This is a genomic window from Vibrio sp. JCM 18905, from assembly GCF_055393305.1.
In genome coordinates this window covers 64,593-80,797 of the sequence record NZ_AP043879.1, presented here as the reverse complement: position 1 = coordinate 80,797, position 16,205 = coordinate 64,593, and the positions used below count along the sequence as shown (strand labels likewise).

The following is a 16,205-nucleotide window of genomic DNA, read 5'->3' as shown; positions in this document are numbered from 1 at the left end:
CCGGTTGCCTAAGTCTTACAATTGGATATAGATATCGTACTGTTGGCCGTCGCGCTCAACAGTTAAATTTAATTCTTGCGGATCGCTCATCACTTGCATCAGTTGTACTGAAGAAGACGGGTCGCTTAAATCGATCCCGTTAAGTTGCACCGCAATATCACCAGGTTCTAGACCCACATCATTAAACAGCGCGGCATCACGACCAGGTGACACTCGATAACCAACAATGCCCCCGTCTCTTTTGACGGGTGAAATGGTGATGTATTTGAAAACGCTTTGTGGATCTTTCGCAATTTCCTCTCGGATTTGCTCTAATTTTTCTCCAACGTCAGACGCTGCTTCTGCTCGTTGAGATTGGGCTCTGGCTATCTGCGGCGACTCAGATAGCTTCTTATATTCTATACCCTGCATCATTAAGGTCTCGTCTCGACCTTGGTTGTCAATGATGACGCGATCCACTAATACGGCTTTTAGTGTCGCACGCGTACCTTCAATTTCTTCACCTAAACCATACGTTGCTTGCTTGCCACGGTTGGCAATGACAGCAAGGCTGGTATTCGCATCACTGCTTGCAACCGCGCCAACCAGTGTAAGGTTAAGGCGCGTCTTAGGAGCGTCTTTAACAACAGGTTGTTCTACAACTGCAGGCTTTTGTTCAGTGAATTTACCGAATAGGTTGGCATTCTGAAGGGCATTAAAATCTATCGCGTCGCCTTTATTGCTCGCAACAACGCTGCTCGTCGATGGACGCCATTGCGGCACTTCCGACGATTGAGGTATGGCTAACCATACAATTTTGCCAAGTATCCATCCGGTTATCGCAATAAACAGACAGGTGAGCAACAAGCTAAGTTTGGCTTGAATTGTATAATTATTGGACTTGATCTGAGCCAGTAGCGGTCTGCTTGATAATCCTGCACTTAGCTCTAAACGTTTCACTGAATGGATTCCTTTATTCTAACGTTCGTCATTTAAGCTATAACAATAGCTATCGACTTTAAATTGCTAAATTTGCAATAAAATTATTACTCAACAAAGAGCAGTGAACTATATCACAAGTTGTCTTTCATACCTTTTTCTTATGCAGTTTTTGCCAACTCCCTTGAAAAAAATACGCCTTGACTCCATCTGTAGGTGAATAATCCATCACTCATTGCCATATTCGGGCAGTGATTAGATAGCGTAGTGTTCTATGAGTTCCCTAAATGAAGCCGTTAGGCTAGATAAATGGCTATGGGCCGCAAGATTTTATAAAACCCGCTCTATCGCTCGTAACATGGTCGATGGTGGTAAAGTCCACTATAATGGCCAACGAAGCAAACCGAGTAAAATCGTTGAAGTGGGGGCCGAAGTAAGACTTCGTCAAGGCAACGAAGAAAAAACGGTGATCATCGAAAAAATTTCTGATCAACGCCGAGGCGCTCCCATCGCACAGACCTTGTATCGCGAAACTAATGAAAGTATAGCGAAACGTGAGGAACACGCGACTCAACGTAAGCTTAATGCCCACAACCCAAGTCCAGAACGCCGCCCAGATAAAAAGCAGCGCAGAGACATCATTAAGTTCAAACACCAATAAAAGCCGGAATTACCAACGAGGAAAGCACTCCATGGCAAATAATGTTTTAAACCGCTACCTATTCGAAGATCTTTCAGTACGTGGCGAGTTGGTACAATTGGATGAAGCGTACCAACGTGTTATCTCCAGCAAGGAATATCCGGCAGCAATAGAGAAACTGCTGGGTGAGCTACTCGTTTCAACCACTCTTTTAACTGCCACTCTTAAGTTCGAAGGCTCAATCACCATTCAGCTACAAGGCGACGGCCCTGTATCTCTTGCCGTTATCAACGGTGACCACAAGCAACGCGTTCGTGGCGTGGCTCGCTGGGAAGGCGATATTGCCGATGATGCAAGCCTCCACGATCTCATGGGCAAAGGTTACCTCGTTATCACTATCGAACCGAAAAACGGTGAGCGTTACCAAGGTGTCGTTGGATTAGAAGGTGATACTCTAGCCGACGTACTAGAAGGCTACTTTGCAAACTCAGAGCAGCTAAAAACGCGTCTATGGATCCGCACGGGCGAGCACGAAGGTAAAGCCCACGCAGCAGGTATGTTGATTCAAGTAATCCCTGATGGCACTGGTTCACCAGATGATTTCGAGCATCTAGAGCAACTGACTGACACGGTAAAAGATGAAGAGCTATTTGGTCTAGAAGCTAACGAACTACTATACCGCCTATATAACCAAGACAAAGTGCGCCTTTACGAACCGCAACCTGTCGAATTCCATTGTGGCTGTTCTCGTGATCGTAGTGGTGCCGCTATCATCACCGTTGAGAAAGCTGAAATTTATGACATTTTGGCTGAAGTAGGATCCGTTTCTTTACATTGTGATTACTGTGGCACGACCTATACGTTCGACGAAGCGGAAGTCACCGAGCTGTATGCACAAGCTTCTGCGGACAAGAAAACCCTGCATTAATTTACATAGCTTATCAAGCACGTAATTTACCCTACAAAATGCCAGCTTAATGCTGGCATTTTTGTGATCAACCCCTCGTAATGCCTCGCTTCAAGCGTAATAAAACAACTGCTTAATTTTAAACAATTAATAATGATTTTGCCCTAGCGCAAAGGATTGCGTGCACGATAAACTATTCCCACCAATATGTGACGGGTTACCTAAAACCTTATTGAAATCATGGATAAATTTTGAGCTATCTCCCTGTTTTCTCCCCGCCCCGTTGCTAGCATGGTGAGCAGATTAAAATTAAAACATTCTTACAAAATCCCTACAAAAATCCTTATAAGGAGCACCTATGACCGTTATGGAACATACTAAGGCTGCAACACTTGATCTAACCAAGCACGGACTGCATAACGTTAAAGAGGTTATTCGCAACCCTAGCTACGAAATGTTGTTTGAGGAAGAAACGCGTGAAGACCTAACAGGTTATGAGCGTGGCGTGGTTACTGAACTAGGTGCGGTTGCCGTTGACACTGGCATCTTTACTGGTCGCTCACCAAAAGATAAATACATCGTCAAAGACGCTACGACAGAAGAGCATATGTGGTGGACGTCTGATCAAGTAAAAAATGACAACAAACCAATCACTCCAGAAGTGTGGGACGAGCTGAAAGAACTGGTCACAAACCAGCTTTCTAACAAACGCTTGTTTGTTGTTGACGGTTACTGTGGTGCAAACCCAGATACGCGTTTGAGCATTCGTGTTATCACGGAAGTCGCATGGCAAGCGCACTTCGTTAAAAACATGTTTATCCGCCCAACGGAAGAAGAATTGGCAACATTTGAACCAGACTTCGTGGTAATGAATGGCGCAAAATGCACTAACCCAAAATGGGAAGAGCAAGGTCTGAACTCAGAAAACTTCACCGTATTTAACCTAACCGAGCGCATGCAACTTATCGGTGGTACTTGGTACGGCGGTGAGATGAAGAAAGGCATGTTCGCAATGATGAACTACTTCCTTCCATTAAAAGACATCGCATCAATGCACTGTAGCGCTAACATGGGCAAAGACGGCGACGTAGCGGTATTCTTTGGTCTCTCTGGTACGGGTAAAACCACACTATCGACTGATCCTAAACGTGCGCTAATTGGTGATGATGAGCACGGTTGGGATGATGACGGCGTCTTCAACTTCGAAGGTGGTTGTTACGCGAAAACCATCAAGCTATCGAAAGAAGCGGAGCCAGACATCTACAACGCAATTCGCCGTGATGCACTGCTAGAAAACGTAACGGTACGTAGCGATGGTTCTATCGACTTTGATGATGGTTCGAAAACAGAAAACACTCGTGTTTCTTACCCTATCTACCATATCGACAACATCGTTAAGCCAGTATCAAAAGGCGGTCACGCGAATAAAGTGATCTTCCTATCAGCGGACGCATTTGGTGTGCTACCTCCAGTGTCTAAATTGACACCTGAGCAAACTAAGTACCACTTCCTATCTGGCTTTACTGCAAAACTGGCAGGAACAGAGCGTGGTATTACTGAGCCAACGCCAACCTTCTCTGCATGTTTTGGCGCAGCGTTCCTAACGCTTCACCCAACTAAATACGCAGAAGTACTGGTTAAACGTATGGAAGCAGCAGGCGCTGAGGCTTACCTAGTGAACACAGGTTGGAACGGCACTGGCAAACGTATCTCGATTCAAGATACGCGCGGAATTATTGATGCGATCCTTGATGGTTCGATTGAAGATGCACCAACTAAGCACATTCCTATCTTCAACCTTGAAGTACCAACTTCACTACCAGGTGTGGATCCAAGCATTCTAGACCCTCGTGACACGTACGTTGATCCACTTCAGTGGGAAAGCAAAGCGAAAGACTTGGCTGAACGCTTTATCAATAACTTTGATAAATACACGGACAATGCGGAAGGTAAATCTCTGGTTGCCGCTGGCCCTCAGATTGATTAAGTCGAGTAACAACGACGTCGCGTAAACCACAGTGATAAGTGGGCAGCCACTTATCACTTTTACGTAGACCAAGTTACAAAAAACCGCTTCAAGCCCCTCTTTTGAGGGGCTTTTTATTGAATACCGCAGAATATTGATACAAGCTAAAGCCTATCTAGTTTTATTTAATAGCAAACGTAGGTTCTAGCAGGGATGAAAACAGCGCGTCGAGTTCTAATTCTGTTACTGGTTATCTTAGTTGCCATTCCGGCCACTACGATTGCGCTGTTAACAACATCTTACGCCGATGCAACTTGGCGTCTGCTATCAAACAGCATTTCCTTGCCCTTTCAAGCAGAAAGCGTGCGTTACGATTTTCCCTACCACTTAACTTTACAGGGTGTGAACACAAACGTAGACGACGGCTCTTACATCGAGCAAGTCGATTTATGGATGAATCCCGATGTTTATCGCGATGGTAAATGGATCGTTGATAGCTTATTGATTGATGGACTTAATTTGCAGTATGGCGCGCCAAAGCTCCCGCCTTTAGATAACGTTTTGTTCCATCAAATCGCGCTCAAAAATATTGATTACGCCGACGAGCAGTTTTCTGGTAATGGCATTGACCTTCAAATTCAATCACCACAATGGAATGGCCAGTTAATACCATATGGCGAGGTTCAACTTGCAGCCGACCAGATCTATTGGAATGGCGAAGCCTTTAATCAGGTCTTGGTCGACATGGACTACAAACCGCAAGACAGTACGCTCTATGGCACTTCATTTAACTGGCGTAACAGTCAAATTTCAGGGCAAGGCGAGCAGTATCCACAAGGCTGGTCTTTAGTGAATGTGACCATCAATAAGTTGCAACTCAATTATATCCAGCTCCAATCACTGCTTGCTAAGCCTTGGCAAGCAATACCATTCAAGATTAATCACATTAATAGCTTAGACTTACTGAACGCCGATATTGAATGGGGCGATTGGCACTGGCAAAACTTAGAGCTCTCCGTAGAAAACGCCACACTGCCACTATCTCTCTGGGAGACAACGGCTCAAGTTTCATTGCAGGCGGATAGCGTCCAATTCCAACAGCAAACCGCAATAGAGCCGCGTTTAAGTGCTGCTATAGAGCCTGGAAAAATCCAGCTCAACGATCTCAGCTTAGATTGGCAGCAAGGTCGTGTGCAGGTCTCTGGGGTGTTCACTCCAACGCAATGGCAACTCGAAGAAGCCTCCATTCAAGGCCTCAAGTGGGCAATACAACCTGAAGATAACCAAAACTGGTGGCACGCAGCCATCAGTAAGTTAGATCATGTCACAATCCAACGACTCGACATCGAGCGCAGCCAGATCATTCAGCTATCTCACGAACCTTATTGGCAGTTCTCCGGTTTAAACATCGAAGGGCAGCAGCTTGATCTTAAACAGGTCAATCAACGTTGGGGCCTTTGGCATGGCGATCTGGACGCTAGCGTTGTAAACGCCAGTTATAACCAAGTGCTCACGTCTCATGCTGCACTTGCCATGCAAAGTGAGAATGGCTTTTGGAAACTGACACGCCTTTTTGCACCACTCGAGCAAGGCTACGTAGAAGGCATCGGACAGATAAACCTAAGTACTCCGAGCCAGCCTTGGGCACTCAACCTCAATGCCGATGGCATTCCCTTATCACTCTTCCACGATTATTTACCCAACACACTGGCCATTGATGGTTTTTCCGATCTCAGCCTCGATTTACAAGGATTATCAGGTGATCGCAACATGCTGGCCTACAGCTTATCTGGTGAAGTGGAAGCCAACCTACGAGATACCCGTTTTAAATCCCAAGCGAATCATTCGCTCAAAGCCATTACCTTAAGTCCGCTGCGTTTAAGCGCGCAACGAGGGAAAGTCGCCATAGAACCAGTCACCATTTCTGGGAAAGCTATGAGTGGTAGGGTTTGGGGCGAGTTTGATATGGCCAACAACCCGCTAAATGGCATTGTTTATCAATTGAAAGAGTCGTGCGGGAGCGTTGAAGGCGATCTACTCAGTGGCGAAATCCATCATAATGAATGTTTAAAAGCACCAGCACCAAAAGCACCGGCTGATGTTGAAAGCACTCCACAAACAAGTGAATCAGCCATGGAGCTGCCAACTGCGATTGATAACATCAATGTGGAGATTCAAGAGGAAGAATTTTCCGAAGAAATTGTCGAAGAAGACGAAGCATCTGTCACTGATCCCACCACAGAGGAACAAATCCTCCCACCGACAGAGCGAGAAAACGAAACAGATAAGCGCCCTACAGATCAGTAAGGCGCCCTCTCAATTAACAGCTGAGTAATTGCGAATAGTTCGGTATCAGCATATAGGTACCAACAAAATCTACGGCTGGCGTGTCGCCACTATAAATCACCACGTGAATGACGATGCGTGCTTTGCGCCCTGACTCCAGTCGATCTAGGTCACCACTGATCCCATCCAACGAAGTGCTCGCCACAGGGTTTTGCTCGACTGGTTGACGATAACGAATCGAACTGTCGGCCAACACAATATCACCATGCAGACCGCGCTCTTTAAGCAGCAGCCACGTCATACCCCACCCCGTCAAGGTGGCTAAAGTAAAAGCCGACCCCGCAAACATGGTGTTATGCGGATTAAGGTTCGGATTAAGTTGCGCGCAGCATTCAAACTGATAACCCGTGTACTGGTTAATTTTGATCCCCATTTTGTCGCTAATTGGGATCTGTTGCTCCCAGCGCTGCTGAAGTTCAGTGCACCATTCTGGGCGACGCAACACATTCGCCATCGGATCCAATGGTTTCACCATTTGCTGGTGACGCACGGGACCGCGCTCGTCGGTCAGTTCACCACGACGCTCAAAGCCATTTTTCTCGTAAAATGCGATGGCATCTTCACGGGCATTACACACCAAGCGCTTCGCCCCTTCTTGGCGTGCTAACGACTCTAGCGCGACCAGAACCAGCGAGCCCATCCCTTTACTGCGGCGATTATTTTTAACAGCCATATAGCGGATTTGGCCATCATTATCCGGCGTAATGTATAAACGACCGATCGCCATAGGACGACCTCGGCCATCAACAATCATACGGTGATGGCTCATTTCATCGTATTCATCGCGTTCAGAGCCAATTGGCATACGCCATGGCTCACGAAGCAGTTGCCAGCGAAACTGATAATACTTGTTTATCTGATTATCGGTTTTGGGAGTAATGAGTTTGAACATATCAATCCTTTGAAAGCACAACACTAATAAATGTCGGGAAAATCACTCCAAGCCAATTCCATGAGCTTGGAGTTAAAGCTTAGACTATGGCACCGGTGTTACCAGACTAGACCTGCAACCAAAACGTCACCGGACCGTCATTCACTAAGGACACTTTCATATCGGCAGCGAAGCGGCCACGCTGTGTGGGTAAAACTTGTTCACACAAATCAGAAAAGTAATCATACAAGCGCTCAGCATCAGCAGGATGCGCACCGCGAGAAAAGCCAGCACGAGTGCCTTTTTTTGTATCCGCAGGTAACGTAAATTGAGAAACCACCAGCACTTTGCCTTCTACCTGTTTGACGTTCAGGTTCATCTTACCTTCATCATCTTCGAACACGCGGTAGGTCGTAACACGCTCCATCAAGCGTTTTGCTTTGGCCTCATCGTCGTCTTTCTCTACTCCTAATAAGACCAGCAGACCACGTTCAATTTCCCCTACGACTTCACCATCTACACGGACGGCAGCTTCACTGACTCGTTGAATTAGCGCTATCACTACTCTCGCTTCCTTCATCTGTTAACTGAGATTCAGCGGTCGAGTGTATCATGTCTAAATCTTCACTCCAGTGCTCTCGCTCACCAAGCGCTGCTGTGACTTCCGCACCCAATAACACGATCATCCAGCATAAATACACCCAAACAAACAAGATAGGAATCGCGGCTAACGCGCCGTAAATGAGCTGATAAGATGGGAACTGCGTGATGTAGAGTGCAAAGCCCTTTTTGCTTAATTCGAACAGTATCGCAGCGACTGCTGCCCCCATCGCGCCATGAGCCAGGTGCACTTTTTTATTCGGCACCAGAATATATAAGCCCAGGAAAGCGAAAAAAGACAACAACAGCGGTAACCAACGTAAAAACAGATTGAACGCACCAGATAATGTCTCGTTCTCTAAAATTTGCAGTGAGGTCACGTACGATGTCGCCGCGATACTCGCACCGACCATGATCGGCCCTAACGTGAGTACCATCCAATACATAGAGAATGAAAAGACTAAACGGCGCTTGTCTTTAACTCGCCAAATGTAGTTTAAGTTCTTATCAATGTTCGAAATCAGCATGACTGCAGCAATGAATAAAAACCCACCGCCAACCGCGCTCATTTTGCCCGTATTCGCCACAAATTCCTGTAATGCCGTATGTACAGCTTCTCCAGAAGCTGGCACAAAATTCTCAATAATGTAGCCTTGCAGCACCTCACCAACGTTCGCAAAAACGGGAAATTTCGACAATATTGATAACAATACCGTCAGCATTGGCACGATGGATAACAAGGTAATGTAGGCAAGATAGCCCGCGTTCACATTGACGCGATCATGCGTTAATCGCTTAAGAAGATACTTAAAAAACGCGACGCAACTTGGCAGTAGATTGATTAATCTTGCCTTGTAACTCTCTGATAACTGGTTCATAGTTCATCCCATAATTAGCGTCGAGGACATAAGAATGCCTTATTTATTAGCAATTGTACTATCAATTTTCACTTTAACAGGGTGTCAATCTGCTTATTACTCAGCGATGGAGCAAGTTGGGTACCATAAACGAGATATTATGGTCGACCGCGTTGAAGATGCCAAAGAATCTCAACAAGATGCACAAGAAGAATTCACCAGTGCACTCGAGGCCTTATCTGCGATCACTAATTTTGATGGTGGTGAGCTAGAAAGTGTCTACAACAAAATCAATGACAAGTACGAAGACAGCGAAAAAGCGGCGCAAGACGTTCGTGACCGCATTGCTGCGATTGAAGACGTTTCCGGCGCACTGTTTGATGAATGGCAAGACGAACTAGAGCTGTACTCGAGCGCGAAATTGCGCCGTTCAAGCGAACAAAAGCTACGTGAAACCAAAGCTTCGTACAAAACCATGCTTAGCGCAATGAAGCGTGCAGAGAAAAAGATGACGCCGGTACTAAATACACTGCGCGACAACACGTTGTACTTGAAACACAACCTTAACGCGAGTGCGATTGGCTCTCTACAAGGTGAATTTTCTAGTCTAGAGAAAGACATTCAGTTTGCCATCAAACAGATGAACGAAGCGATTGCAGAGTCTGATAAATTCCTACAAAAGCTCAATCAAAAGTAAATGATTCAAACCTCCTCCTAGCGAGGAGGTTTTAGTCTGTGACCTCACCGACTAAACCGATGACTCTTCGAACAAAGCCTACTCGTTCTAGCACACTGCCCCATGGCACTTCTACCACTTCGTAACCCAACTCAGCATAGATATCCACTAAGGATTGATGAATCTCCAATGCTTCTTCAAAGCTGTGTGGACGCACTTCATCTTGCACGTAAATGGATGCTTCAGGTCGACAAGTAAACACCTGACTATGGTACCCAGCACTTTCAGTTAAGAAAGCTTGGTCAACCTTACAACTGCCCACTTGTAAGTAAGCAATGATGTCTGGGATCGCGCGATCAACAAACGCAATGTCATGACAACGCGCATCCCTCTTTTGCTTGCTCATCAAGTCGAGACACAATTGAGCAAACTCAGGCAGGTTCGTCCACGGCAAGATACCGTCGTCTAACTGGTTTTGCTGTTCAATCAGCGTACGAGAGCTCTCTGCAAACGTCGCATACCCTTGCCGCTCTAATGCATTCAGTAGGGTGGTTTTCCCCGCACCTGGGCCACCAGTAATCACAATTGGCTTCATGCTGATATGTTCATTCTCTAGATACAAAAAACCCTGAGCATAACTCAGGGCTTCTTCTTAATTGAATCGTTTAACGAAAATTATTTCGCGCCACGAGAAGCACGTTTACGATCGCTTTCCGTTAGGAATTTCTTACGGATACGGATGCTTTCAGGTGTTACTTCTACTAGCTCGTCGTCATCGATGAACTCAAGCGCTTGCTCTAGCGTCATGATGATTGGCGGAGTTAGAACCTGTGCGTCATCTGTACCAGATGCACGAACGTTGGTTAGCTGCTTACCTTTCAGTGCGTTTACTGTTAGGTCGTTGTCGCGGCTGTGAATACCGATAACCATGCCTTCGTAAACTTCCACACCGTGACCGATAAATAGACGACCACGTTCTTGAAGGTTGAACAGTGCGTTAGTTAGCGCTTTACCCGCAGCGTTAGCAATCAGAACACCGTTGATACGCTGACCGATGTTACCGCCTTTGTGTGGGCCGTAGTGGTCAAACGTATGGTATAGAAGACCAGAACCAGAAGTCAGTGTCATGAATTCCGTTTGGAAGCCGATCAGACCACGAGATGGCATGATGAAGTCCATACGTACACGGCCTTTACCGTCTGGAGCCATATCTTTCAGCTCACCTTTACGTAGGCCGATATTCTCCATGATACCGCCTTGGTGCTCTTCCATTACGTCGATGGTTACCGTTTCAAACGGTTCCATTAGCTGACCATCTTCTTCTTTGATGATTACTTCTGGACGAGATACGGCAAGCTCGAAGCCTTCACGACGCATGTTTTCGATCAGGATAGACAGGTGAAGCTCACCACGGCCTGATACGCGGAATTTGTCTGGATCGTCTGTTTGTTCAACGCGCAGTGCAACGTTGTGTACCAGTTCCTTCTCTAGACGCTCAAGGATGTTACGTGAAGTGACGAACTTACCTTCTTTACCAGCGAATGGAGACGTGTTTACTTGGAACGTCATGGTTACTGTTGGTTCATCAACAGACAGTGCTGGTAGTGCTTCTACTGCGTTTTGTGCACAGATAGTGTCAGAGATTTTAAGCTCGCCAAGACCAGTGATTGCAATGATATCACCCGCGTTAGCTTGCTCAACTTCGTGACGCTCTAGGCCTAGGTAGCCCATTACTGTGCCCACTTTACCGTTGCGAGTTTTGCCGTCGGCCCCAACAACCGTTACTTGCTGGTTTGGCTTAACGCTACCACGAGTTACACGGCCAACGCCGATAACGCCAACGTAAGAGCTGTAATCCAACTGAGAGATTTGCATCTGTAGTGGACCATCTAGGTCAACTTCTGGTGCAGCTACTTCGCCAACGATAGTTTCGAATAGCGGTTCCATGTTCTCGCCAGTTTCGCCTTCTTCTAGAGAAGCCCAACCGTTAAGAGCAGAAGCGTAAACCACTTTAAAGTCTAACTGTTCGTCAGAAGCACCTAGGTTGTCGAATAGGTCGAACACTTGGTCCATAACCCAATCAGGACGTGCACCAGGGCGGTCAATCTTGTTGATAACAACGATTGGTTTTAGACCATGAGCAAACGCTTTTTGTGTTACGAAACGCGTTTGAGGCATTGGACCATCAACCGCGTCAACGATAAGTAGTACAGAGTCTACCATCGACATGATACGTTCAACTTCGCCACCGAAGTCCGCGTGTCCCGGAGTATCTACGATGTTGATACGGTAATCGTTCCAGTCGATTGCTGTGTTTTTAGCAAGAATGGTAATACCGCGCTCTTTCTCGATGTCGTTCGAGTCCATGACTCGCTCTTCAGCTTCACCGCGAGACTCAAGCGTGCCTGATTGTTGTAGCAGCTTGTCAACCAACGTGGTTTTACCGTGGTCAACGTGCGCGATGATCGCGATATTTCTTAATTTATCAATCTGTGGAGTAGCCATGGATATTGATTCACTTAGATAGATGAAATGCCCCCACGCTGAGAACGGGTGCTCTCTGGCGACATTTGCTGATTAAAAAAACGGCCATAATGTACCAGATTTTAGCAAAAAGCCTAGAAATATGTGATCTACTCCCGAGCATTTCTGCGATTTTTACGCTTAATGCCCATTTTCTTCCTCAGAACGAATTGATTAAACGCAACTTTATTCCAATCGATGCATAATTCAAATTGACTCTTGCTCAAAAACTGGGCTGAATAAGCAATGCGCCTGTCACATTATGGTGCAATAATAATTTTCCGCACCACAATGGTGCGAGTAAAGATCATTTTGGTGCAATCATCTGCACCAAGCTAGCGCCAAAAAACACAATTGCTTGAAATTAATGGAATATTTTTTTTGGCACGGTTTTGGCTTTAGTTAAAACAGCATCGATTAATGAAAAGTCAAATTGATTAATCAATGCCAGGTTTCATGAATAATTCATAAATCGAGCTTTTACCGCTTATTAACACTGGAGGTTATCCAAGATGTCAGTAGAAAACGTTCTATCGCTGATCCAAGAAAACGAAGTTAAGTTTGTTGACCTACGCTTCACTGATACAAAAGGTAAAGAGCAGCACATTTCGATCCCTGCTCACCAAATCGACGCAGACTTCTTCGAAGAAGGTAAAATGTTCGATGGTTCATCAGTTGCTGGCTGGAAAGGTATCAACGAATCAGACATGGTAATGATGCCTGACGCATCTTCTGCTGTGCTTGACCCATTCACGGAAGACGCAACACTAAACATCCGTTGTGACATCTTAGAGCCAGCAACAATGCAAGGCTACGACCGTGACCCACGTTCTATCGCAAAACGCGCTGAAGACTTCATGCGCTCTACTGGCGTTGCAGATACTGTACTTATCGGTCCTGAGCCAGAATTCTTCCTATTTGACGACGTGAAATTCGCGACTGACATGTCAGGCTCTTTCTTCAAGATCGATGACGTAGAAGCAGCATGGAACACAGGTTCTGATTACGAAGAAGGTAACAAAGGTCACCGTCCAGGCGTTAAAGGTGGTTACTTCCCTGTAGCTCCAGTGGATTCATCTCAAGATATCCGTTCTGCTATGTGTCTAGTAATGGAAGAGATGGGTCTTGTTGTTGAAGCACACCACCACGAAGTGGCAACAGCGGGTCAAAACGAAATCGCAACTCGTTTCAACACGCTAACAACCAAAGCTGACGAAATCCAAATCTACAAGTACGTTGTACACAACGTTGCTCACGCGTTTGGTAAAACAGCGACGTTCATGCCTAAACCACTTGTTGGTGACAACGGTAGCGGTATGCACGTTCACCAATCTCTAGCGAAAGATGGTGTAAACCTATTTGCTGGTGACAAGTACGGCGGTCTATCTGAAATGGCGCTTTACTACATTGGCGGTATCATCAAACACGCTCGTGCAATCAACGCATTTGCTAACCCATCAACAAACTCGTACAAACGTCTTGTACCAGGCTTCGAAGCGCCAGTTATGCTTGCTTACTCTGCACGTAACCGCTCTGCTTCAATCCGTATTCCAGTGGTACCAAGCCCGAAAGCACGTCGTATCGAAGTTCGCTTTGGTGACCCAGCGGCTAACCCATACCTATGCTTTGCATCAATGCTAATGGCTGGTCTTGACGGTATTAAGAACAAGATCCACCCAGGCGAAGCAATGGATAAAGACCTTTACGATCTACCAGCAGAAGAAGCAGCAGAAATCCCAACGGTTGCATACTCACTGAAAGACGCACTAGCAGAGCTAGATGCTGACCGTGAATTCCTAACAGCGGGTGGTGTATTCTCTGACGACTTCATCGACTCTTACATCGAGCTGAAATCTCAGGACGTAGAGCGCGTGAACATGACAACTCACCCAGTTGAGTTCGAACTTTACTACTCTGTATAAGGTCGACACTGTGTAAAATGTAAACACAGCAACAAAATATTAGGCTCGCCTCGCAGGCGGGCCTTTTTTGTATTCGTCAGTCAAGATTCGACGTTTAACATGAGGGGATAATAAAAATACGCTTGGACTTTTTACCTTGTAGGTCAAAGAGCTAAGCCATTGAAACGTGAAATCATCGATCAAAAGAAGGTGAGCAATGAAAGTTCAGCTTATTCCATCGCTATGTGCTCTCAGCGGATTATTAATCGTCTCCATCGCATCAGCGCAGGTTGCTTATACATGGGTAGATAAAAATGGCGTGGTTCATTTTAGTGATACGCCAAACCAAGGTGCAAAAGCCATCGCGCTGCCAAACCTTGAAGCCAGCGCACCGGCTCCTAGGGTAGAAAGCACGGAATCACTCGCCCCTCAGACCAAGCCATCGAAAGAGCCACAAGACAAGCCAGAAAAGAAAACCGATAAACCTCTCCCATTAAAGCTCTCGATGCTGACTCCTCAACATAACGAAACCATCCGCAGCAACCGAGGCATCATCAATATTCAACTGGAAACCAATCGCAAGCTTGGTATCGGTGAACAGTTGCAACTGCTGCTCGACGGAAAACCTTATGGTGCGCCACAAAGCCATATGACGTGGCAGTTAAACAATATTGACCGAGGCACCCACACACTGGCCGTGCACGCGAAAAGAAGCGGCAAGCTTATTGCATCTACTAGCCCTATAACGGTGCATTTACATAGAGCAAGTGTTAAGCCGACCGTAAAAGGGGCAAAATAGAATATCTGGTGAAAAAAATAGCATCACTGCGGTGCTTTTCACTTTTTCTTCTGAGATTTATTCGCCATACTTAACGTTCAATTGCACCATTATTGTGCAACGCACAATCTTAAAGCAAAACAAGGACGTAATGTGGATACCAGTCTTCCTAGTGCCATTCTCAACAACATGGTGACAGCAACGCTGATTCTTGATGATGGATTGGCTATCCGTTATGCCAATCCGGCTGCCGAGTTGCTGTTTTCTCAAAGCGCGAAACGTATTGTTGAACAATCGCTTTCTCAATTGATTCAACATGCGTCGCTGGATCTCGCGCTGCTCACTCAACCATTGCAAAGTGGCCAAAGCATCACCGACAGTGACGTCACTTTCGTTGTTGATGGCCGCCCCTTAATGCTAGAGGTGACAGTTAGCCCAATCACTTGGCAAAAGCAGTTGATGCTTCTGGTTGAGATGCGCAAAATTGATCAGCAGCGCCGACTCTCTCAAGAACTGAACCAGCACGCCCAACAACAAGCGGCGAAACTGTTAGTCCGAGGGCTTGCACATGAGATCAAAAACCCGCTAGGTGGATTACGTGGTGCAGCGCAATTGCTAGAAAAAATGCTGCCAGAGCCTTCTCTCACCGAGTATACGCACATCATTATTGAGCAAGCCGACCGTTTAAGAGCGCTCGTTGATCGATTACTCGGGCCACAAAAGCCAGGTAAGAAGACACAAGAAAACTTGCATCAAATTCTGGAAAAGGTTCGCCAGTTGGTTGAATTAGAATCGCAACGTTCAATCGTGATTGAACGCGATTACGACCCGAGCTTGCCAGAAATTTTGATGGATGCGGACCAAATCGAACAGGCGATGCTTAATATCGTCAGTAATGCAGCGCAAATTCTTAGCCATCAAGAACACGGTAAAATCACCATTCGCACCAGAACGGTGCATCAAGCTAATATTCACGGCAAACGCTGTAAACTCGCTGCGCGTGTCGAAATCACAGACAACGGCCCAGGCATTCCACCGGAATTACAAGACACGCTGTTCTATCCCATGGTCAGTGGCCGCGAGGGAGGAACTGGCTTAGGGCTGTCTATTTCACAAAATTTGATCGACCAGCACAATGGAAAAATAGACGTAGAAAGCTGGCCTGGTCACACAACATTTACTATTTATTTGCCGATCTGATTGCGCTAATGGGCTTCAAGTC

The 16,205-nt window shown here is 46.1% G+C and carries 14 protein-coding genes; 8 read left to right on the top strand and 6 right to left on the bottom strand.

What is annotated here, in order from left to right; all coding sequences use genetic code 11:
- Window positions 1-15: 15 nt before the first annotated feature.
- Window positions 16-939: a type II secretion system protein GspC gene (gene gspC, locus ACZ5ZC_RS08575; protein ID WP_006741787.1), complete on the bottom strand. Its 924-nt coding sequence runs from the start codon at window positions 937-939 to the stop codon at window positions 16-18.
- A 253-nt stretch (window positions 940-1,192) separates the two neighbouring features.
- Between gspC and hslR the strand changes: the two genes are divergently transcribed.
- The 4 genes from hslR to ACZ5ZC_RS08555 all read left to right on the top strand — a co-directional run bounded on the left by hslR (window position 1,193) and on the right by ACZ5ZC_RS08555 (window position 6,738).
- Window positions 1,193-1,579, top strand: coding sequence for a ribosome-associated heat shock protein Hsp15 (hslR, locus tag ACZ5ZC_RS08570; protein WP_031780440.1), 387 nt, complete (start codon window positions 1,193-1,195; stop codon window positions 1,577-1,579).
- Window positions 1,580-1,610: 31 nt separating this feature from the next.
- Entirely contained in the window at window positions 1,611-2,486 is an 876-nt protein-coding gene (gene hslO / locus ACZ5ZC_RS08565; protein WP_046874147.1) for an Hsp33 family molecular chaperone HslO, read from the top strand.
- Window positions 2,487-2,823: 337 nt separating this feature from the next.
- On the top strand, window positions 2,824-4,452 hold the full coding sequence (gene pckA / locus ACZ5ZC_RS08560) for a phosphoenolpyruvate carboxykinase (ATP) (protein ID WP_005395000.1): 1,629 nt from the start codon (window positions 2,824-2,826) through the stop codon (window positions 4,450-4,452).
- Between the two features lie 192 nt (window positions 4,453-4,644).
- Window positions 4,645-6,738: an AsmA family protein gene (locus ACZ5ZC_RS08555; RefSeq protein WP_464931830.1), complete on the top strand. Its 2,094-nt coding sequence runs from the start codon at window positions 4,645-4,647 to the stop codon at window positions 6,736-6,738.
- Between the two features lie 13 nt (window positions 6,739-6,751).
- Here ACZ5ZC_RS08555 and ACZ5ZC_RS08550 read toward each other — a convergent pair whose 3' ends face one another.
- The 3 genes from ACZ5ZC_RS08550 to ACZ5ZC_RS08540 form a co-directional block, all read right to left on the bottom strand.
- Complete coding sequence (locus ACZ5ZC_RS08550; RefSeq protein WP_005395003.1) at window positions 6,752-7,669, bottom strand: bifunctional GNAT family N-acetyltransferase/hotdog fold thioesterase; 918 nt, start codon at window positions 7,667-7,669, stop codon at window positions 6,752-6,754.
- 106 nt (window positions 7,670-7,775) lie between these two features.
- Entirely contained in the window at window positions 7,776-8,210 is a 435-nt protein-coding gene (dtd, locus tag ACZ5ZC_RS08545) for a D-aminoacyl-tRNA deacylase (RefSeq protein WP_005395005.1), read from the bottom strand.
- Window positions 8,182-9,126, bottom strand: a complete 945-nt coding sequence (locus tag ACZ5ZC_RS08540; RefSeq protein ID WP_005379281.1) for a virulence factor BrkB family protein — start codon at window positions 9,124-9,126, stop codon at window positions 8,182-8,184. The genes dtd and ACZ5ZC_RS08540 overlap by 29 nt, the downstream gene beginning before the upstream one ends.
- 34 nt (window positions 9,127-9,160) lie before the next feature.
- On the opposite strand from ACZ5ZC_RS08540, the gene ACZ5ZC_RS08535 reads away from it, so the two are divergent.
- Window positions 9,161-9,802 carry a DUF2959 domain-containing protein gene (locus tag ACZ5ZC_RS08535; protein ID WP_031780441.1) on the top strand — a complete coding sequence of 214 codons (642 nt, stop codon included), beginning with the start codon at window positions 9,161-9,163 and terminating at the stop codon, window positions 9,800-9,802.
- A gap of 31 nt (window positions 9,803-9,833) precedes the next feature.
- Here ACZ5ZC_RS08535 and ACZ5ZC_RS08530 read toward each other — a convergent pair whose 3' ends face one another.
- Window positions 9,834-10,376: an AAA family ATPase gene (locus tag ACZ5ZC_RS08530; protein ID WP_464931829.1), complete on the bottom strand. Its 543-nt coding sequence runs from the start codon at window positions 10,374-10,376 to the stop codon at window positions 9,834-9,836.
- Between the two features lie 80 nt (window positions 10,377-10,456).
- Complete coding sequence (gene typA / locus ACZ5ZC_RS08525) at window positions 10,457-12,286, bottom strand: translational GTPase TypA (protein WP_046874152.1); 1,830 nt, start codon at window positions 12,284-12,286, stop codon at window positions 10,457-10,459.
- 530 nt (window positions 12,287-12,816) lie between these two features.
- Here typA and glnA point away from each other — a divergent pair.
- The 3 genes from glnA to glnL all read left to right on the top strand — a co-directional run bounded on the left by glnA (window position 12,817) and on the right by glnL (window position 16,183).
- On the top strand, window positions 12,817-14,226 hold the full coding sequence (gene glnA / locus ACZ5ZC_RS08520) for a glutamate--ammonia ligase (RefSeq protein ID WP_005395023.1): 1,410 nt from the start codon (window positions 12,817-12,819) through the stop codon (window positions 14,224-14,226).
- 196 nt (window positions 14,227-14,422) lie between these two features.
- Entirely contained in the window at window positions 14,423-15,004 is a 582-nt protein-coding gene (locus ACZ5ZC_RS08515) for a DUF4124 domain-containing protein (RefSeq protein ID WP_182033376.1), read from the top strand.
- A 132-nt stretch (window positions 15,005-15,136) separates the two neighbouring features.
- Window positions 15,137-16,183 carry a nitrogen regulation protein NR(II) gene (gene glnL / locus ACZ5ZC_RS08510; RefSeq protein ID WP_005395035.1) on the top strand — a complete coding sequence of 349 codons (1,047 nt, stop codon included), beginning with the start codon at window positions 15,137-15,139 and terminating at the stop codon, window positions 16,181-16,183.
- The last annotated feature ends 22 nt before the right edge of the window (window positions 16,184-16,205 follow it).

What these genes read in the sequence shown, in the direction of transcription:
- hslR (WP_031780440.1), top strand. Translation starts at nt 1,193, where the DNA reads ATGAGTTCCCTAAATGAAGCCGTTAGGCTAGATAAATGGCTATGGGCC.
- hslO (WP_046874147.1), top strand. Translation starts at nt 1,611, where the DNA reads ATGGCAAATAATGTTTTAAACCGCTACCTATTCGAAGATCTTTCAGTA.
- pckA (WP_005395000.1), top strand. Translation starts at nt 2,824, where the DNA reads ATGACCGTTATGGAACATACTAAGGCTGCAACACTTGATCTAACCAAG.
- ACZ5ZC_RS08555 (WP_464931830.1), top strand. Translation starts at nt 4,645, where the DNA reads ATGAAAACAGCGCGTCGAGTTCTAATTCTGTTACTGGTTATCTTAGTT.
- ACZ5ZC_RS08550 (WP_005395003.1), bottom strand. Translation starts at nt 7,669, where the DNA reads ATGTTCAAACTCATTACTCCCAAAACCGATAATCAGATAAACAAGTAT.
- ACZ5ZC_RS08540 (WP_005379281.1), bottom strand. Translation starts at nt 9,126, where the DNA reads ATGAACCAGTTATCAGAGAGTTACAAGGCAAGATTAATCAATCTACTG.
- ACZ5ZC_RS08535 (WP_031780441.1), top strand. Translation starts at nt 9,161, where the DNA reads ATGCCTTATTTATTAGCAATTGTACTATCAATTTTCACTTTAACAGGG.
- ACZ5ZC_RS08530 (WP_464931829.1), bottom strand. Translation starts at nt 10,376, where the DNA reads ATGAAGCCAATTGTGATTACTGGTGGCCCAGGTGCGGGGAAAACCACC.
- typA (WP_046874152.1), bottom strand. Translation starts at nt 12,286, where the DNA reads ATGGCTACTCCACAGATTGATAAATTAAGAAATATCGCGATCATCGCG.
- glnA (WP_005395023.1), top strand. Translation starts at nt 12,817, where the DNA reads ATGTCAGTAGAAAACGTTCTATCGCTGATCCAAGAAAACGAAGTTAAG.
- ACZ5ZC_RS08515 (WP_182033376.1), top strand. Translation starts at nt 14,423, where the DNA reads ATGAAAGTTCAGCTTATTCCATCGCTATGTGCTCTCAGCGGATTATTA.